At 61.3% G+C, this 18,167-nt stretch carries 15 protein-coding genes; 5 read left to right on the top strand and 10 right to left on the bottom strand.

Annotation, left to right across the window (positions count from 1 at the left end; genetic code table 11):
- Nucleotides 1-14: 14 nt before the first annotated feature.
- From XI08_RS28820 to XI08_RS28830, 3 genes are read right to left on the bottom strand one after another with little or no spacing between them, the layout of a single operon-like run.
- Complete coding sequence (locus tag XI08_RS28820; protein ID WP_271576973.1) at nt 15-1,145, bottom strand: acyl-CoA dehydrogenase family protein; 1,131 nt, start codon at nt 1,143-1,145, stop codon at nt 15-17.
- Between the two features lie 23 nt (nt 1,146-1,168).
- Nucleotides 1,169-2,350 carry an acyl-CoA dehydrogenase family protein gene (locus XI08_RS28825; RefSeq protein ID WP_271576974.1) on the bottom strand — a complete coding sequence of 394 codons (1,182 nt, stop codon included), beginning with the start codon at nt 2,348-2,350 and terminating at the stop codon, nt 1,169-1,171.
- A gap of 10 nt (nt 2,351-2,360) precedes the next feature.
- Entirely contained in the window at nt 2,361-3,098 is a 738-nt protein-coding gene (locus XI08_RS28830) for an SDR family oxidoreductase (protein ID WP_271576975.1), read from the bottom strand.
- Nucleotides 3,099-3,499: 401 nt separating this feature from the next.
- Here XI08_RS28830 and XI08_RS28835 point away from each other — a divergent pair, with 401 nt between their 5' ends.
- Together XI08_RS28835 and XI08_RS28840 are read left to right on the top strand one after the other, a co-directional pair.
- Complete coding sequence (locus tag XI08_RS28835; protein ID WP_271576976.1) at nt 3,500-4,243, top strand: SDR family NAD(P)-dependent oxidoreductase; 744 nt, start codon at nt 3,500-3,502, stop codon at nt 4,241-4,243.
- A gap of 1 nt (nt 4,244) precedes the next feature.
- Nucleotides 4,245-4,922, top strand: a complete 678-nt coding sequence (locus XI08_RS28840; protein ID WP_271576977.1) for a glutathione S-transferase family protein — start codon at nt 4,245-4,247, stop codon at nt 4,920-4,922.
- A gap of 33 nt (nt 4,923-4,955) precedes the next feature.
- On the opposite strand, the gene XI08_RS28845 is transcribed toward XI08_RS28840, so the two are convergent.
- Together XI08_RS28845 and XI08_RS28850 are read right to left on the bottom strand one after the other, a co-directional pair.
- Nucleotides 4,956-6,155 carry a CaiB/BaiF CoA transferase family protein gene (locus XI08_RS28845; protein WP_271576978.1) on the bottom strand — a complete coding sequence of 400 codons (1,200 nt, stop codon included), beginning with the start codon at nt 6,153-6,155 and terminating at the stop codon, nt 4,956-4,958.
- A 99-nt stretch (nt 6,156-6,254) separates the two neighbouring features.
- The gene (locus XI08_RS28850; protein WP_271576979.1) at nt 6,255-6,887 is read right to left on the bottom strand and encodes a 2-hydroxychromene-2-carboxylate isomerase; all 633 of its coding nucleotides are present in this window, start codon (nt 6,885-6,887) and stop codon (nt 6,255-6,257) included.
- A 239-nt stretch (nt 6,888-7,126) separates the two neighbouring features.
- Here XI08_RS28850 and XI08_RS28855 point away from each other — a divergent pair, with 239 nt between their 5' ends.
- Nucleotides 7,127-7,639, top strand: a complete 513-nt coding sequence (locus XI08_RS28855) for a winged helix-turn-helix transcriptional regulator (protein ID WP_271576980.1) — start codon at nt 7,127-7,129, stop codon at nt 7,637-7,639.
- A gap of 32 nt (nt 7,640-7,671) precedes the next feature.
- Here XI08_RS28855 and XI08_RS28860 read toward each other — a convergent pair whose 3' ends face one another.
- The 5 genes from XI08_RS28860 to XI08_RS28880 all read right to left on the bottom strand — a co-directional run bounded on the left by XI08_RS28860 (nt 7,672) and on the right by XI08_RS28880 (nt 15,985).
- Nucleotides 7,672-9,474 (bottom strand): AMP-binding protein, encoded by a 1,803-nt coding sequence (locus XI08_RS28860; protein WP_271576981.1) that lies wholly within the window; start codon nt 9,472-9,474, stop codon nt 7,672-7,674.
- 55 nt (nt 9,475-9,529) lie between these two features.
- Nucleotides 9,530-10,729, bottom strand: a complete 1,200-nt coding sequence (locus XI08_RS28865; protein WP_271576982.1) for an ABC transporter substrate-binding protein — start codon at nt 10,727-10,729, stop codon at nt 9,530-9,532.
- A 541-nt stretch (nt 10,730-11,270) separates the two neighbouring features.
- On the bottom strand, nt 11,271-14,381 hold the full coding sequence (locus XI08_RS28870; protein ID WP_271576983.1) for an efflux RND transporter permease subunit: 3,111 nt from the start codon (nt 14,379-14,381) through the stop codon (nt 11,271-11,273).
- Nucleotides 14,382-14,384: 3 nt separating this feature from the next.
- Nucleotides 14,385-14,840 carry a nuclear transport factor 2 family protein gene (locus XI08_RS28875; protein ID WP_271576984.1) on the bottom strand — a complete coding sequence of 152 codons (456 nt, stop codon included), beginning with the start codon at nt 14,838-14,840 and terminating at the stop codon, nt 14,385-14,387.
- 38 nt (nt 14,841-14,878) lie between these two features.
- Nucleotides 14,879-15,985, bottom strand: a complete 1,107-nt coding sequence (locus tag XI08_RS28880) for an efflux RND transporter periplasmic adaptor subunit (protein ID WP_271576985.1) — start codon at nt 15,983-15,985, stop codon at nt 14,879-14,881.
- A gap of 85 nt (nt 15,986-16,070) precedes the next feature.
- On the opposite strand from XI08_RS28880, the gene XI08_RS28885 reads away from it, so the two are divergent.
- Entirely contained in the window at nt 16,071-16,649 is a 579-nt protein-coding gene (locus XI08_RS28885; RefSeq protein ID WP_271576986.1) for a TetR/AcrR family transcriptional regulator, read from the top strand.
- Between the two features lie 34 nt (nt 16,650-16,683).
- A complete protein-coding gene (locus tag XI08_RS28890) occupies nt 16,684-17,844 on the top strand; it encodes an iron-containing alcohol dehydrogenase (protein ID WP_271576987.1) in 1,161 nt (386 codons plus the stop codon).
- Nucleotides 17,845-18,167: the final 323 nt, after the last annotated feature.

Raw genomic sequence — 18,167 nt, forward strand, 5'->3', positions numbered from 1 at the left:
GCTTGCCTCTTTGATCAGGCGGCCGCGTCGAGCTGCACATACCGCAGCAAGTGGTGAGCGGGATCGCCGTACTGGATGTTGATGGAAGAGATTCGCTTGAAGTAATGGCCGACATTCAATTCGTCGGTCATGCCCATGCCGCCATGGAGCTGCACCGCCTGGTCGGCGATGAACCTGCCGGCATAGCCGATCTTCGACTTGGCGCCAGAGGCGAGACGCGAGTTACCGGCCTCGCCGGCGCCGAGGCTGAGACTGAGATGCTGCATCAGCGAGAGCGCCTCCTGATGGGCGATGAACATGTCGACCATCCGGTGTTGCAGCACCTGGAAGCTGCCGATCGTGACGCCAAATTGCTTGCGGGTCTTGGAAAACTCCAGCGTCGCGGAGTTCAATTCGGCCATCGCGCCGACCGCCTCGGCGCAGAGCGCGCCGATCGCGCGATCGCGGCAGGCTTCCAGCGGGGCGACACCTTCGCCTTCGGTGCCCAGCAACTCGCCGCGAACGTCGCGCAACGTGATCTCCGCAGCGCGGCGGCCGTCGATGGTCTTGAAGCTCCGCAGCTCGAGATTGGCCGCCCGGGCATCGACGACGAACAAGCTGACGCCCGAGTGATCTTGGCGCTTGCCGGCGGTACGGGCGGAGACGATGAGATAGTCCGCCCATGGCGCCGCGATCACGGCGGTCTTCCCGCCGCTGAGGATGTAGTCCTTGCCGTCGCGCCGCGCCGTGGTCGCGACATTGGCAAGGTCGAAGCGCGACCCTGTTTCGGTCCAGGCCAACGCCCAGGTCTTCTGTCCGGCGATGATGTTCGGGATGAAGGCCTGCTTCTGCCCCTCGGTCCCTGCCTGCTCGATCAGGCCGCCTGCGAGCACGACCGTCTCCACGAACGGTTCGACGACAAGGTGACGGCCGAATTCCTGGGCGATGATCATGGTCGAGAGCGGGCCGCCACCGAGTCCGCCCCTCTCCTCGGAGAACGGCGCGGCAAGCAGGCCGAGCTCGGCAAAGGCCCCCCACTGCTTGCGGCTCCAGCCCTCTTCACTGGCAACAATCTTGCGACGCGCCTCGAAACTGTACTGGTCACGCAGCATCCGCTGTACGCTGGAGCGCAACAGTTCCTGCTCTTCCGTGAACTGAATATCCATCCGATCCTCTTGTCGCACTGTTGCTAGAGACCGAGCACCGCTTTGGCGATGATGTTGCGCTGGATCTCGTTCGATCCGCCGTAGATGCTGAGCTTGCGCGAATTCAGGTACTTTTCCGATGCGGTGTGGCCGTAATCGGGACCCGGCATGAACTGGTTTGCGCTCAACGGTTGCTCGCGAAGTGCAAGCCCGTCATTGCCGATCGCACGATGTGTGAGCTCGGTAATCCCCTGGAAAATCTCGGTGCCGCGGATCTTGAACAGAGAGGCAGCAGGACCCGGATCGATGCCGCGTGCCATCTGCGCAATGATGCGCAACTCGGTGGCCTCGAGCGCAAGCACATCGAGCTCGATCCGGCCGATCTCCTTGCTGAATTCGAGATACGCCGGATCGTCCGCCGCAATCTCCGCCTTCACAATCTTCTTCAACCGATCGAGATAACGGGTCGAGCGGCCGATGCCGGCCATGCTGGTGCGCTCGTTGCCCAGCAGGAATTTTGCGTAGGTCCAGCCCTTGTTTTCCTCGCCGATCAGGTTCTCGACGGGGACTCGGACGTCCTCGAGGAAGACATCATTGACCTCGTGCGACCCGTCGATCGTAATGATCGGACGCACGGTGACGCCGGGCGATTTCATGTCGATCAAGAGGAACGAGATCCCGGATTGCGGCTTTGCGCTCGGGTCAGTACGCACCAGGCAGAAGATCCAGTCGGCGTGCTGCGCCAACGTTGTCCAGGTCTTGTGGCCATTGACGATGTAGTGGTCGCCGTCGCGCACGGCCTTGGTGCGGACGGTGGCCAGGTCGGAGCCGGAGCCGGGCTCGGAATAGCCCTGGCACCACCAGTCTTCACCGGAAAGGATGCGCGGCAAGAATTTCCGCTTTTGCGCGTCGTTGCCGAAAGAGTAGATGACCGGACCGACCATGGTGACGCTGAACGCCAACGGCGGGAGCGTACCAGCCCGGCTTGTTTCCTGCTCGAAGATGAAACGCCGGGTGATCGACCAGCCAGGGCCGCCATATTCCTTGGGCCAGAGCGGCGCGACCCAGCCCTTCTTGTAGAGAATGCGATGCCAGAGCAACGATTGCTCTTTGGTCAGGTCGGTCTCCGGATTAGGGACACGCATTTCCTTCGGATAATTCTCGGCGATGAAGGCGCGCACTTCATCACGGAAGGCTGCGTCTTCGGGCGACAGCGCGAGCTCCATCGTGCGCGTCCTACCACTTCTCACCGAAGGGGCGGATTTCCAGCTCAAAGGTCCAGGCGCTCCTCGGCTGCTGGTAGAGCTGCCAGTAGGACGTCGCGACCGAAGCCGGCGGCATCAGCAGATCGGGATCGTCGAGCGCATTGGGGCCGAGCGCTTCGAGGCGACGCTGCCGTACCCACTCGGTGTCGACACCCGAATCGATAATGAGGTGGGCGACATGGATATTCTTCGGGCCCAGCTCGCGTGCCATCGCCTGCGCCACGGCGCGCAGTCCGAATTTGGCGCTGGCAAAGGCGGCATAGCCGCTGCCGCCGCGTAGAGACGCGGTCGCGCCGGTGAAGAAGATGTTGCCTTGACCGCGCGGCAGCATCAGTCGGGCCGCCTCGCGCCCAGCGAGAAAGCCGGAGTAACAGGCCATCTCCCAGACCTTGCGGAACACACGCTCGGTCGTTTCGAGAATCGGGAAATTGACGTTGGCGCCGATGTTGAAGATGCAGACATCCAAAGGCGCGTGCTTGTCGGCGTCATTGAGGAAGGAGATGATCTCTTCCTCCTTGCGTGCGTCGAGCGAACGCGCCTGGATCTCGCCGCCGGCAGCCTCGATCTCCTTGACCAGCGGCGCCAGCTTGTCGCCGTTGCGGCGGCCGGCGAAGACGGTAAAGCCCTCGGAGGCAAACTTCTTGGCGATCTCGCCGCCGATGAAATCGCCGGCACCGATCACGGCGACAGTTGCGTTTCGCTTTTGCAAGGGTCTTCTCCCAGTTAGGTTAGGTTCGCTGTGTGCGAAGCTATTTCTGTCGGCGCTGGAATGTAGGGCGCAACGCGGGCTTTGGTGAACCGGCTGGCTACCGACTGATTGAGGCAGCTCGGCCACCCGAAAGCAATCTCATCGAGACCGAGCGCTTGCGACAGTTTCACCACGACCAATCACCTCCCGCCTGAAAATCACCCGCGCTTTTCAACATCGCGCGTTCTGTAACCGAACATGAGTTCTTTTTTAGAACTAGTCAATCGCTATTTTATATTCCTTACCGGATCAGGAAGCGACAACTTCGCTGCCATATTTAGCGTCCGGCGAGAACGTCATTTACAACGAGACGTCCGGCCGATACCCATAACGTATCAAATAAGAACTTATGGGAGAACGTCATGGCGGAAACTCGCGGGGTTGCGATGCTGGTGGGCGCGGGCGATGCCATCGGCGCCGCCGTTGCGCGGCGGTTTGCGAGCGGCGGCTATACTGTCTGCATCTGCAGGCGCGATGCGGCCAAATCCCAGGCGCTCGTCGATGAGCTCACGGCTGCAGGTCAAAGGATCCACGCCTTCAGCGTCGATGCCCGCCAGGAAATCGAAGTCCAGAAGCTGTTCGCGGACGTCGAACGCGAGATCGGGCCGATCGAGATATGCCTTTTCAATGCCGGATCGAACGTCAACAAGTCACTGCTGGACACCACGGAGAAACTGTTCTTCAAGGCCTGGGAGCTGGCGTGCTATGCCGGCTTCCTGGTCGGACGCGAAGCCACCCGCGTCATGCTGCCGCGCGGACGCGGCACCATCTTTTTCACCGGTGCGACCGCAAGCATCCGCGGTAGCAAGGGGTTTGCCGCGTTTTCATCTGCAAAATTCGGGCTTCGCGCGGTGGCCCAGACCATGGCGCGCGAGCTCGGGCCAAAGAACATACATGTCGTCCATCTCATCATCGACGCCGGCGTCGATAGCGAGGCCATTCATCAACGCATGAAAGCGGCAAAGGGGATCGAGGCCAGCGAAATCCCTCCCGACAGCCTGACCAGGACCTCCTCGATTGCCGAAGCATATTGGTTTGCCCATCAGCAAAGCCGCGACGGCTGGACCCATGAACTCGATCTTCGCCCCGCTGTAGAGAAGTGGTGACATGAGCAGCAATCCAGACCTCACCCTGTGGGGAGTTGGGACAAGCCGCACCATTCGACCACACTGGGCGATGCACGAACTGGGCTTGGCCTACAAGATCAAACCGATCGGCCCGCGGACGGGTGAGACCAAGACCGCCGAATACACGAAACTCAATCCGCGTCAGAAGATCCCGCTGTTGCAGGATGGCGACTTCCGCATCGGCGAAAGTGCCGCGATCGTTGCATACTTGTCGCGCATGTACTCCACGCCGGAGCGCTCATTGATTCCGGAATCCACCCGCGACTATGCCGCATGGCTGGAATGGTGCTTCTTCATCGTCACCGAGCTCGACTCCACGAGCTTGTACGTGATGCGCCGCCACCGGGCCGATGCGCTCGGCCCGATTTATGGCGTTGCGCCTGAGGTCGTCGCTCAAGCCGCGGAATATTTTCGTGCGCAGTTGCGCCATGTGGAAGTCGCGCTGGGTGACGGCCGACATTTCCTCATGGGCGACCGCTTCAGCAGCGCCGATATCCTCCTCGCGACGTGCCTCGACTGGGCCATCGCCTATGGCGTCGGCATTTGCGACAATGCGCGGCCGTACCTCGACCGCATCCAAGGGCGGGAGACTTATCAGCGAGCGGTCGCGGCCAATGTCCCTCTAGCACCGATTACGCCGGAGCAGACCAAGGTCTGAAAGAGGCTCGCTGGTCGCCAGAGCGCTCCGGCTCTACACAGCCACGCGCAATGTGCGCGCGGCGACCATGTTGTCGATGGCGCCATCATCGTACCCCAGCTCGCGCAGCACCTCGCGCGAGTGCTCGCCGACGCGAGGGGCCGGTCCACCGATCGCAGCCTGGTTGACCTCAAAGCGGGCTGCGGGCTTGGGCTGCCGCACCCGGCCGACCTTCGGCTGATCGAATTCCGCGATGATGCCGCGCGCCACCACCTGCTCGTTGTGAATGATTTCGCCCCGCCGCAGGATTGGCGCGCAAGGCACATCCGCGGCGTCCAGGCGCTCCAGCCATTCGGCAGTGGTGTGCTGGCCAATATACTCCGCCATCTTGTTGATGCGCGCCGTAGCGTTGACCGAACGCGCCGACGGGGTCGCAAACCGAGGATCCCCGGCAAGCTCAGGATCGCCGGAGGCTCGGCAAAACCCCTGCCATTCGGAATCCGAAATGGTGCCGGCCGTGATGTAGCCGTCGCTGGTCTTGAACACGAGATCCGGCCGGTCGTTGGGATCGGCGGCGGCGGCCTCGGCTCCGACCACCGTGTACTGCATCATGCCTTCCGGCCAGAGATAGGAAATCATCGCATCCAGCATCGCGACCTGGATGTGGTCCCCCTGCCCGGTTTTCTCGCGCGCATAGAGCGCCGCCGCCACGGCCTGCGCGGTGAACACCGCGGTCGTCTTGTCGCATACGATGGTGCGGATCATCTGCGGGCGATTGGTGATCGGCTGCGACTGGATATCGGCAAAGCCCGACAGGCCTTGAATGATCGGATCATAGACCCGCTTCTTGACATAGGGTCCGGTCTCGCCGACCCCGCTGATCGAGACGTAGATCAGGCGCGGAAGGCGCCGGCGCAGCTCTTCGACGCCGAGACCGAGGCGCTCCATGGTGCCGGGCCGGAAGTTCTGCACCAGGACGTCGGCTTGCGCGACCAGCTTGGCCAGCACCTCGCGCCCAGCGTCGCTCTTGACGTCGATCGAGAGCGAACGCTTGCCTCGGTTTGACGAGATGAACAGCGCGGAGAACTCGCCATCCTTGTCGATGGTGGCGCGGCTGCGGCGGGTGATATCGCCACCAATCGGCTCGATTTTGAGCACGTCGGCGCCCTGATCCGCCAGAAACATGGTCGCAAACGGGCCCGACACCACGCCGGTCAGATCGAGGACACGAACGCCGTCAAGCGGGCCAGCCATTGCACTCTCCCTGGATTTTTTTCTGCCAAACGGGCTGCAGACAGATTTACATCCGCGCGCATGCCCTCGTCACGACACGCCCGGACCGCAAGTGCGTACCTAGGCGGTTTTCGGAACGGGTTGCCGGGTCTGTTCGACGATCGAATCCTCGACGTCACGGAGCTGATCCTTGCCGAAGAACATCTCCTTGCCGACGAAGAACGTCGGTGAACCGAATGCGCCGCGGCTGACCGCGTCATTGGTCAGATCGATCAGCTTCTTCTTGACATCATCCTGCTGCGCGCGCGCCACCAGCCTGTCGATGTCGATCCCGGAGGCGGCAAACGCGCTCCGGAAGACTTCGGGATCGTCCATTTTCTTGGGCTCTTCCCACATGTGATGATAAGCGGCGCGGAAATAGGGCTCGAACACGCCTTCGAACTGGGCCGCCACGGCGCCGCGCATCAGCATCAGCGTATTGACCGGAAAGAACGAATTCTGGCGAAATTTCGTGATGTTGTGGCGGCGAATAAACCGCTGGGTCTCGAGCGCCTGGTATTCCGGCTTGTTCTTGATTCCGCGAAGCGAATCGAACGGCGACATGTTGCCAGTCGCCTTGTAGATACCGCCAAGCAGGACCGGGACGTACTCGAATTTCACGCCGGTCCGGCGTTCGATCCCGGGAATGGCGACTTCCGCTAGATAAGCGTTCGGGCTACCGAAATCGAACTGGAATTCAACCTTCAGGGTCATGACCGCCTTCTCCCGGAGAGCTCATTGGATGGCCTGGGACCGGCGATCCAATCGCATGCTTTGGCTGGCTCCATCCATACAGTTCTAAAATTGAACTGTCAAATCTGGCCGGATTTGTGCTAGTTTGGCCTATCTGGCCGGGTATTGTTTGGAATTCAGTACCTATCTAGAATGCAACGGAATGCACCGGCCTCCGTCACGATTCGAGACGGCCATACCGGTATGACTGGAGAGTACGGATGAAGTGGAAGGAACTCGAGGAAGAGCCGTGTTCGATGGCCCGAACCATCGGCGTGATCGGCGATCGGTGGACCCTTCTCATCCTGCGCGAATGCTTTCTGCGCACTCGGCGCTTCGAAGGATTTCAGTCGGCGCTCGGAATTACACGCCATCTGCTTGCTGAACGGCTGAAGAAGCTGGTCCGGCAGGGCATCCTGCGCCGCATTCCCTACCAGGAAGCGCCCAAGCGTCACGAATATATCCTGACCCAAAAGGGCCTCGATCTCTATCCCATCATGATGGCGCTCGTGCATTGGGGCGACACCCACATGGTCGACGAGCGCGGCCGGCCGCTGCTGCACCAGCATCGCAAGTGCGGAAAGAACTTCGACCCCGTCATGGTGTGCTCAGAATGCGGCGAGCCGCTCCTGGCCAAGGAGGTTCATACCCACCCGGGCCCAGGCGCCCAAAGCCCCCTGGTGGTAGAGGTACCTGACAAGCCGAAGGCAAAGGCGCGCCGTAGCGCCGCCTGAGCTGGCCACGGCATCACCCACCGAACGCATCCTCAGACTCGAATCACAGCTGCGTCGGGTTCGTTGCAGTGGAGACGCTCCGCTTGTTCAGCCCGATGCTTGAGCACAGCACGTTGATTGACATAGGCCTTGTCGGTGATTTCTCCCGCGGCCAATGAGGGCGGATCCTTCAGCAGGGTGAACGAGCAGATTTTCTCGCTGCTTCCAACGGTCTCATTGTACTCCTGCAAACGATGTCTCAGGAATTCGATCACTCGGGGCTCGCAGGTCAAATCCGCAGTGGGCGCGTTCGAAATCCGCGCCGCCTCGGTCGGGTTCAGCCAGCACAGCAGCGCGCAGGCTTCACGGTTTTCTCCGGCAACGACAATGTCGAGCAAGACGCCGCGCGTTGCGGCCAGGATGGCGGCACGCATATTACCGATCGCAACCCAGGTGCCGTTCGCGAGCTTGAAGTTCTCGGAAATTCTGCCCGTGAAACGAAGACCGAGCTCCGGCTTCTCGGGATCAAGAAACGACACGGTATCGCCGATGCGATAGAACCCCTCCTCGTCGAAGGCCTTCTCCGTCAAATCTGGCCTTCCGAGGTAACCGGGGGTGACGTTGGGACCCTTGACCCGGGCCTCGTATGTATCCGAAACGGGGACCAGTTTCAGTTGCACACCCGGCGCGGGCAGACCAATCTCCCCGGGCCGATCCGTTGCCCAGTGGGTCGTGCTGATTGTCGGCGCGGTTTCGGTCGTCCCATAGCCCGACATCACTGGAATCCGCCGGCCCGTGATCGATGATGTCAGCCGATAGAGCTTTTCAAGCGTGCCCTGCGAAATTGCAGCTCCCGCGTAGCTCAATCTGTCCATTCGTTTGAAGATGCTCGCGCCGAGGGCAGCGTCATTCTCGATGGCGTCACACAAGAGGTTGTAACCGGCGGGAACGTTGAACATCGCCGTCGGCGAGATCTCCTTGAGGTTCGCCACCGATTTGTGAAAGAGCTGAGGCAGCGGCCGGCCATCATCGATGTAAAGCGTCCCGCCGTTCTTGAGAATGCCGTGAAGAATGACGTTGCTGCCCATCGTATGGTGCCACGGCAGCCACTCGACCTGAACCGGCGCCTCCGGAGGCGACACGAGCAGGCTTCCCATTTGCAGGGAGCTCGCCATCATGCGGTGCGTATTCAGCACTCCTTTCGGCAGACCGGTCGAGCCGGAGGTGAAAAGAATTTTCGCAACGGCGTCGCTGGGTACCGCACCCGAAGCTCGCGCGAATCCTTCCCACTCGGTTCGATCCGTCAGGACACGGAAGGGCGTCGTGTCCGGCGCACCATCGACACTGATCCAGGCAGCGTCTGCCAATTCGGGAATGGACCGAGCCGCGGAAAAGTCGCGTCCACTCTGAACGAAAACGAAGTTGGGCCGCAGCACCTGCGCGATGTCCTTGAGGCGCGCAAGACCGCCGGGCATCAGCGTATAGTTCGGCGATATTGGCGCCAGAATGACCCCTATCGACATCGCCGCAAAGGAAATCACCGCGTTCTCGATGGAGTTCCCAGAAAGCACGGCCAGCCTGTCAGCCGGCTTTGCGCCCTTATCGATCAGGCTCTGGCCGACCGCCTGGACCTGCGACCATGCCTCGCTATAGGTGATCTCGTCCCATCCCCCCCTGGCATTGCGTTGTGCGAGGAATATTCGCTCTGGAGCCGCGTTTGCCCAACGCGGGAGAAAGTCGGTGACGCGCCAGTCGCATGGCCCCAAATCAAGCGGCGACCTCAATATGAGCGTGCCGTCGGCCCGACGCTCGATGGAGAGCTCCCTTGGCGCAAATGTCAGTGGCTTCGTCGACATCGAAAGCGATCTCCTGAATTACCGCGGGTGGATAGGGCGAGCGGGCTACGCCAGCTCACTCGGACCTGGCATCCAGGACTTCTCCGAAGGCTTGCCACGTCGTGCCGGTCCAGCGCTGCAGCCGCATCTGCGTCCAGATCATGTTCTCGGTCTCGCTGGTGTTGACCTTGATCCCGGGCAGTGCAGTCGGAACGACGACATTTTTCAGGTTCTTCGCCTGCGCCAGGATATTCTTCCGCGACAGATCATCGCCGCATTGCCTGAGGATCTGCTCGAGCAGGAATCCTTGCTGATAGCCGGTCAGATAGCTGCCGTTGGTGATGTCGGCGCCCAGCAGATATTTGTCGAAAAATGCCCGGTAGGCCTGCATGCCCGGGTCGCCTTTCCAGGTCTCGTCCAGGATGTCCTTGTTGATCGTCCCGACCATCACGCCGACCGATTTGTCGAGGCCGGCCGGCGCAAGCGTGCCTCCGACCGAGGCGGAGGGAAAATTGATGATCACGGTCGCCTTCCAGCCGATCACCGAGGCTTGCCGGATGGCCTGGGCTGCGAACTTCGGCGTCCCGGCGATCACCAGGGCCTCCGCACCCGAGCTCTTCAGATTGGTGATCTGCGAATCGATCGTCGGTTCGGTAACCTCATAGGACGCGCTGACGACCTTGCGATCGAAATCCTTGCCGAGAAATGCCTTGAAGGCCCCGACGTAATCTTTGCCGAGATCGTCGTTCTGATAGAGGATGGCATATTTGGCGTTCGGCAGTGTCTTTATCAGGTATTTGGCGTAGATCTTTCCTTCGGTGTCGTAGCTGACAAGACCCGTGGTGATCAGCGGGTAATTGGCGACGTCCGTGAACTTGGACGAGCCACTGACGATGGCGACGCTCGGCACCCCCTTGGCCTTCAGGTATCTTGCAGTGGCTGAAATGCCGGGAGTGCCGAGCTGGCCGAACATGAACGACACTTCGTCGCTTTCAACGAGCTTGCGGACGTGCTCCACCGCTTTGGGAGGACTATATCCGTCGTCATAGGCGATGTAGTTGATCTTGCGTCCGTTGACGCCGCCGCGGTCATTCAAGGCCTGAATGTAGGCCATGAGTCCCTTGCCCACGAGGCCGATGGATGATGCCGGTCCGCTGAAGGGAAAGACCCCGCCGATCTTGATCTCGGTGGCAGAGATTCCCGGCTCCTCGGCGGCGAGTGCCGGACCGCTCAAAGATAGAGCGAGAGCCGCAACGAACTTCCATCTCACCAACATTGCTCGTCCTCCCAAACGTGCACCCGTTCGGGTGCGTGGCTTTGTTTTGTTGCCGGCGGCCGCACGTCGCGCTTGATTGCGAAGACGCATCGCGCGCTGAACCGGTCGAGCCGTAATCCGGCACTTCGCGGCCGTTGAGCTCGGCCATCTTCTCGATGCAGCCTACAGTTCTTTTTTTGAACTCGTCAAGCAGTTAGATAATCATATGGGACCGTGACCGAGTGGAATGCTCCGCTGCGCGACAAGTGACGCCGTCGAGAAGCCGCACAAATGTGGATCTCGAAGACGATCTCGCGCGGGGGCCGTAGGCACCCTTGTGCGTTAGGAATGGCCGTTCACTTCATTCTATTTTTGAACTAACGGCCCACTCAGTCTCGAGCGAGGGGCGGCGTATCGCCGCACTCAGGAAGATGCTTGCGATGAGCCGTTGAGAGGATTCTGGACGCCGAGGTTCAAACGGCAAGATCATGCAGCCGGTTCGCGCATCGTCGAGCGTACCGAGCGGGCGAGAACTTCAAGCGCTTCCTCTCCCAAGAGAGCCCTACTCGGCAGCCATTGCTGCTCGCAATTCCGATTCGTTCGCAGAATCCCGATGGAGTTCGTCCGAGGCCGGCTTGATCCGAAACCAGGCGACATAGAGCGCAGGAAGGAACAGCAGGATCAGCACCGTTCCGACCGCCGTGCCGCCGATCAGCGTATAGGCCATCGATCCCCAGAACACCGAATGCGTGAGCGGAATGAAGGCCAGCACGGCGGCAAGTGCGGTCAGGATCACCGGCCTTGTGCGTTGCACGGTGGCTTCGATGACGGCGTGATAGTCATCGAGGCCGGCAGCACGGTTCTCCTTGATCTGTTCGGTCAGGATCAGGGTATTGCGCATCAGGATGCCCGCCAGTCCTATCAGGCCGAGAATGGCGTTGAACCCGAACGGCTGATTGAAGGCGAGCAACATCGGAACGACGCCGACAAGGCCAAGCGGTGCCGTCAGCATGACCATGGCCATGGTCGAGAACGACCGCACCTGGAGCATGATGACGATCAGCATGGCGGCGATCATGGCCGGAAAGACCTTCCCCAAGGCGTCGTTGGCCTTGGTCGCTTCCTCGATCGATCCACCAAACTCGATGCGATAGCCGGCTGGAAGGGACGCGATCAGCGGCTGAAGGGCCGTCATGATCTGCTTTGATACCTCTGGCGGCTGGGTCGCCTCGTTGATGTCCGAGCGGATCGTGACGGCCGGGATGCGGTCGCGGCGCTTCAGGATGGGCTCTTCCAGACGCACCCCCGAATGGCCGATCTGATCGAGCGGAATCGCGCGGCCGTCCCGGCTCATTAGCGAGAAATCGGTCAGACGCGTCGGATCCATCCGCTCGCCGCCCGCGCTGCGGGCTACGATAGAGACGTTGCGGATGTCTTCCCGAACCTGCGTCACGGCGACACCGGTCAGGAGGAGCTGCAGCTGGCGGCCCACCTCGGCTGGCGAGAGGCCGATGAGATTCAGTCGATCCTGATCCGGGATGAAGCGAAGCACGGGTGTGCGATTGCCCCAATCGCGGTTCGCTTGCCGCGCGTCAGGAACGCTCCGCATGATGTCGAGTGCTTTATCGGAGATGGCGTACAATTGCGCGGGATCAGGCCCCGTCACCCGGAATTCGACTGGGAACGGCGTGTAGGGTCCGAACACGAGCTGCGTGACGCGCAAATGCGCTTCGGGTGCGAGCCCCTCCGACACGGCCAGTCTGAGCCGGTGCTTCAAATCCTCGCGCGCCTCCGCGTCGGGCGTAAGTACGACGATCTTGGCGAAGGCCGGATTGGGCAACTCCGGCGCCATCGCGAAGAAGAAGCGTGGAGCCCCCTGCCCGATATAGCTCGTGACGATCTTGGCTTCCGGTTGCTCGCCCAGCCAGCGTTCGAGCTTCTCGACTGTGGCGGCCGTCGTCTCGATGCTGGTGCCTTCCGGCAGGCGGACCTCCACCAGCACTTCGGGACGGTCGGACGTCGGGAAGAACTGCTGTTTGACCGCGCCCATGCCGACGCCGGAGAGCGCGAAAGCGACGGCAACGATACCGCAGGTTACGAATTTGTGGCGCACGGCAAAGGTGATGAGCGCTCGCAGGCGCCGGTAATTCGGCGTGCCGTAGATCGCCTCGTGACCGCCTTCGATCGGTTTGATCGCCGGCAGCATCTTGACGCCAAGATAGGGTGTAAAGATCACCGCGATGATCCAGGAGACGATCAGCGCAAAGCCCACGACCCAGAAAATATTGCCGGCATACTCGCCCGCGGTCGAGCGCGCGAAGCCCACTGGAAGGAATCCGGCGATCGTCACCAGTGTTCCGGACAGCATGGGCGCCGCCGTGTGGCTCCACGCGTAGGCGGCCGCTGCGATGCGGTCCATGCCCTCTTCCATTTTCACCACCATCACCTCGATGGCGATGATGGCGTCATCCACGAGCAGACCAAGCGCCAGGATGAGCGCACCGAGCGTGATGCGATCGAAGAACCGCCCGGTTTCCAGCATGATGAGGAACACGACCGCAAGCGTGAGGGGGACCGCAGCCGCTACAACGATGCCGACTCGCCAGCCGAGGCTGAGCAGGCTGACCAGCAGCACCACGCCGAGCGCCATCGCGAATTTCATCATGAATTCGTCGACGGCCGAGGTGATGTTGACGGCTTGGTCGGACACCTTGTCGAGTGTCATCCCGAGCGGCAGCGTCTTTGCGATGGACGCCGCCTTGTCCTTCAGCGCCCTGCCGAGTGCGAGCCCGTCCCAGCCCTCCTGCATCACCGCCGCGAGCTCGATCGTGGGCTCACCCTGATGTCGGATGAGGTAGGTGGGAGGATCCTCATAGCCGCGGCGGACACCCGCGATATCGGAGAGCTTCAGCGTCCGTCCCGAAGCGACAATCGGCGTGTCGCCGATCGCCTGGACACTGTCATAGGCGCCGTCGATCCGGATAAACACCTGCGGCCCCTGAGTGTCGATCGAGCCAGCCGGTGTGACGGTGTTCTGCCGCTGCAAGGCGGCAAAGATATCCTGTGCCGACACGCCGAGGGTTGCGAGCTTGGCATAGGAAAACTCGATGAATATGCGTTCGGGACGTTCGCCGAGGATGTTGATCTTCTTGACGCCGGGCACGTGCAGGAGGTCCTGACGAATGATCTCGGCTTGCCGCGCAAGTTCCCGCATCGGCATGCCCTTCGCCTTCAGCGCATAAAGGGCGAAGCTCACGTCCGAATACTCGTCGTTGACGAAAGGCCCGAGCACGCCGGGCGGCAGGTTGCGCGCTTCGTCCCCGAGTTTCTTGCGGGCCTGGTAGAACTCCTCCTGCACGGCAGATGGGGGTGTGCTGTCCTTCAGCGTAACCGTCAAATACGCGTAACCCGACCGCGTGGTCGTCTCCACCCGGTCATACCAGGTCAGTTCCTGAATCCGCTTCTCCAACGGTTCGGCGACGAGATCCTGCATCTCGCGCGCCGTTGAGCCCGGCCATACCGTCGTGACCGTCAGGGTCTTGATGGTGAAAGAGGGATCCTCAGCTCGTCCGAGCATGAGAAAGGCGTAGGCACCTGCGGCAGCCAGCAGGAGGATGAAGAACAGGGTGACGGCCCGTTCGCGAACGGCGATCGCGGAAAGATTGAGGTTCATCTGCTAACTTACAATTGGTTGGGCGGCAGCTTCCTTGAGGCCAGCTGCCGCTTGGGCGGCAAGCCCACGGGCCGCTTCCTGCGAATCCTGAAATTCCTCGAGTGCATGGACTTTGCCCCACCGCAGCGTGAACACGTGGAGACCGCGGTTGACGTACGAGCCGTCGCCGTCGAGCAGCTTTGCCGTGCCGTCCCACTCGACAAACACGGTGGTGTTCCAGGGCCAGCCCTTCACCCAGACGTTGTTGACCGTGATATGGAGAGTGGGCAGGACGCGTCCGAGCCGCTCGAACCAGCGGCGCAGGGCCGCTTTGTCGTGGCGCTCCCCACCAAGCGCGTGGTTGCCGGAAACACGGTGATGAATGTGCGACGCGACCGCCTTCACCGCTTCATCCCAGCGATGGTTGTTGACATGGTCGAAGGTCTTTCGGATTTCCTGCTCGACGATGTAGCTGTACATGTGCTTCTCCAACGGCTGGCGCGGAAGGATGAGACTCTTCAGTTGCTCCGGCTTTCAGCAGCGGTCCTGACGCGAGCGCCCTCCTGCAGGAGGTGAGCGCCGAGCGAAACAATCGCATCACCAGAGCTCAAGCCGGAGATCACGGCGGTTTCGTCGGTCACCCGAACAAGTTTGATCGGCCGAAAGCTTACGGTTGAGGTGGCGGCGTCCAGGATCCAAACTCCGGTCTTGCGGCCATCATCGAGCACAGCTCCGAGCGGCACCTGGACTTCCGGCTCGCCGGTCTGGCTGGCCAGCCGAATGGTGACCGTCGCGCCAAGTGGTGCGGCCGCGGCCTCACCGTCGAGGACATAACGGGCCTCATAGGTGCGGGTCTGGGCATCGGCGGCATCCGACAATTGCCGCAGGTGCGCCGTATAACGCCGTCCTTCGGCTGCGCCGTATACGCTGGCCTCGGCCACGGAGTCGATCGCCGGCCGGATCGTTTCGGGAAGCGCGACCACCGCTTCGCGAGGACCGGCCTTTGCAATCCGAACGACCGTCTGGCCGGCCGAGACGACCTGCCCGGGCTCGCCAAGTGTTTCGACCACCGTTCCGTCCGCGTCCGCGACCAGGACCGAGTACGTCGCCTCGTTCTCGGCAACCCGCGCATCGGCTTCAGCGCTCGCAAGCTGCGCCTCGGCCGTATCCAGTGCGGCCTTCGCTTGCTCGTAGCGCTGTCGGGAAGCCCAGCCGTTGCTCACTAACTGGGCGTATCGCTGTTCGTCCGCTTCGGTCTGAACGACAGACGCGCGCGCGGCAGCAACGGCGTTGCGCTTCGCCGTGACCGCAAGACGAAGGTTGGTTTCGTCGATTCGCATCAGAGGCTGGCCGGCTTTGACCTGCTCACCGGTATTGACAAGCCGCTCCACGATCTTGCCGGGAACGCGAAAACCGAGGCTGCTCTGCACCCTCGCCCCTATGATGCCCGTGAAGCCACGCTCCGATCCGATGACCCGCGCCGCGGCCGATACCCTGACGATCGGTGGCTCCTGCCTCGGATCGCTCACGGCCGACGCTGCCGGCGGGCGAAGCGCGAAGAACAAAGCCACCGTGCATCCTGCGACCAGGATGCTTCCCAGCACGATAAGGGGTCGTTTTTTCATGCCATCGCCTCATGCCAGATAGATTGCGTTCGAACTCTATATCTGATAATAGATGTCGATTGCAATCTAAATGTGGAGGTCCACGATGCGCGTCAGTCGCATTCAGGCCGAGGAAAACCGGCAAAACGTCATCAATGTCGCAAGCCGGCTGTTTCGGTCGCGCGGATTTGATGGGATCGGCCTTAAGGATCTGATGGCGGCCGCCGGCATGACCCAAGGCGCCTTCTACAAGCAGTTCGCGTCAAAGGAGGATTTGGCCGCGAAGGCGTCGGCGCGTGCGCTGGAGAGCGCGACCCTCCGATGGTCGGACGCCATCGAGGCACAACCTGACGATCCGCTTGGCGCCGTGATGGCGTTCTACCTGAGCACGGACCATCGCGACGAAAAGACGGACGGCTGCCCGATCGTGGCGCTCGGCTCGGATGTGGCCAGGCAGAGCAGCGACGTGAAAGCATCGTTCGAAGGTGGGATCAAAGCCCATATCGAGATCCTCAGCCGCCTGATCGCCGAGGCCAGCGACGAGGAATCCAAGGGCAAAGCCATGGCCATTCTCTCGACGATGGTCGGGGCGTTGACACTCTCACGCGTGGTCAACGATCCCGATCTCGCTCAGGCCTTTCTGGAAACGGCGTCCCGACAGATTCGCGACGCTGTCGCCGCTTGAGGATCGGTGCTTCATAACTCACAGGGAGAAAGAAATGCGCAAAGCAGGGATACATAATTTTCCAGCAATCGATCGTGTGGTTTACGGCAAGGCTGCATCCGACGCCTTGAACGATGAAGCGGTGCGACTGGACGCCAAGCGCGTCTTCCTGATCGTCAGTCGAACCCTCAACACGAAGACCGACGAGATCGAAAAGATTCGGCATACGCTCGGGAGCCGGCATGTCGCGACGTTCGATGGAATCGCGGAGCACACCACGCGCAAGCAGGCTGCCAAGGTTGCCCGTCAAGCTAACGACGCTCGAGCTGATCTGGTCGTCGCTGTCGGCGGAGGCTCTGCGATCGACCTCGCCAAGATTGTCATCATGGCGATGGAACATGACATCCGCGATGAAGCGGGTTTCGATCCATTCCCTATGGGCCCGGGCGTAACCGTCTCCCCGTTCCGGGCGCCTAAAGTCCGACAGATCGCGGTGCCGTCCACGCTGAATGGCGGCGAATACAATGCGGCAGCGCTCGTCACCGATGAGCGCAATAAGTTAAAGCAGATCTTCTTCCATCCCCGGATGATGCCAGTGGCGATCATTCTCGATCCTGCCCTCACCCTTCATACGCCTGCGAAGCTATGGATGGGATCGGGAACGCGCTCGATGGACCACGGTATCGAAGCTTTGTGCTCGCCGGCCGGTACCCCGCTGGCTGACGAAGTTGTCCTGGCAGGCATCCGCACCCTGCGTGAGGGAATGCTCCGGACGTTGGAGCAACCCGATGATCTGGAGGCGCGTCGACTATCTCAATACGGCGCATGGCTCGCGTCTTATGGCCTCCAGGCGCGGGTCCCAATGGGAGCCAGTCACGGCATTGGCCATGTGCTTGGGGGGACCTTCGGCGTTCCTCACTACTACTGCACACCTGTCATCATGCCGAGCCTTCTTCGCTACAACAAGCCATTCACCGAGGATGCGCAGAAGCGGTTGGCAACGGCTCTTGGCGCCCCCGGTATCGAAGCTGCAGAGGCCTTTGCAGAATTCACCAAAAAACTTGGACTACCCGGCCGCCTCGCTGACGTCGGGATCGGTGAAGACAAATTCGATCAGATCAGCAAGATAGCCATCAATCACCGCTTCGTCCAAGCCAATCCGCGGCCATTCAAGAGCGAAGCTGACATCCTCGATCTGCTGCGAATGGCCGCTTAGCTATTAATCGGCGAAGAATCCCCACACCGATCGGTGCGCGAAGCCGCAACGTGCGATCGGTTCATCAGAACAAAAACACCTCTTGAGCTCGTGGAGGCCGTCCTTGACGAAATTGGCGCCTCGCATAGCGGGCCAAGAGTTTGAAAGGTGCGCTGATCTGGTCGTGCCGTAGCACTGCGATGAAAGGCATGGTCTTGCAGTGGCCGAAAGGGACGACGGACGCTTAGAGCCGCTGTCCACTCGGACCGAACTGCGCAATGGCGCCATGTTGGTCTTGATCCAGGTCTGGCTCGGGAAGGTCTTCCGAATTGGGGCACGTCATC

The sequence above is a fragment of the Bradyrhizobium sp. CCBAU 11361 genome (assembly GCF_028128935.1).
Taxonomy (GTDB): Bacteria; Pseudomonadota; Alphaproteobacteria; order Rhizobiales; family Xanthobacteraceae; genus Bradyrhizobium; species Bradyrhizobium niftali.

Bases quoted from the DNA above. Each gene is read 5' to 3' on its own strand.
- XI08_RS28820 (WP_271576973.1), bottom strand. From the start codon at position 1,145: ATGGATATTCAGTTCACGGAAGAGCAGGAACTGTTGCGCTCCAGCGTA.
- XI08_RS28825 (WP_271576974.1), bottom strand. From the start codon at position 2,350: ATGGAGCTCGCGCTGTCGCCCGAAGACGCAGCCTTCCGTGATGAAGTG.
- XI08_RS28835 (WP_271576976.1), top strand. From the start codon at position 3,500: ATGGCGGAAACTCGCGGGGTTGCGATGCTGGTGGGCGCGGGCGATGCC.
- XI08_RS28840 (WP_271576977.1), top strand. From the start codon at position 4,245: ATGAGCAGCAATCCAGACCTCACCCTGTGGGGAGTTGGGACAAGCCGC.
- XI08_RS28845 (WP_271576978.1), bottom strand. From the start codon at position 6,155: ATGGCTGGCCCGCTTGACGGCGTTCGTGTCCTCGATCTGACCGGCGTG.
- XI08_RS28850 (WP_271576979.1), bottom strand. From the start codon at position 6,887: ATGACCCTGAAGGTTGAATTCCAGTTCGATTTCGGTAGCCCGAACGCT.
- XI08_RS28855 (WP_271576980.1), top strand. From the start codon at position 7,127: ATGAAGTGGAAGGAACTCGAGGAAGAGCCGTGTTCGATGGCCCGAACC.
- XI08_RS28860 (WP_271576981.1), bottom strand. From the start codon at position 9,474: ATGTCGACGAAGCCACTGACATTTGCGCCAAGGGAGCTCTCCATCGAG.
- XI08_RS28865 (WP_271576982.1), bottom strand. From the start codon at position 10,729: ATGTTGGTGAGATGGAAGTTCGTTGCGGCTCTCGCTCTATCTTTGAGC.
- XI08_RS28870 (WP_271576983.1), bottom strand. From the start codon at position 14,381: ATGAACCTCAATCTTTCCGCGATCGCCGTTCGCGAACGGGCCGTCACC.
- XI08_RS28875 (WP_271576984.1), bottom strand. From the start codon at position 14,840: ATGTACAGCTACATCGTCGAGCAGGAAATCCGAAAGACCTTCGACCAT.
- XI08_RS28880 (WP_271576985.1), bottom strand. From the start codon at position 15,985: ATGAAAAAACGACCCCTTATCGTGCTGGGAAGCATCCTGGTCGCAGGA.
- XI08_RS28885 (WP_271576986.1), top strand. From the start codon at position 16,071: ATGCGCGTCAGTCGCATTCAGGCCGAGGAAAACCGGCAAAACGTCATC.
- XI08_RS28890 (WP_271576987.1), top strand. From the start codon at position 16,684: ATGCGCAAAGCAGGGATACATAATTTTCCAGCAATCGATCGTGTGGTT.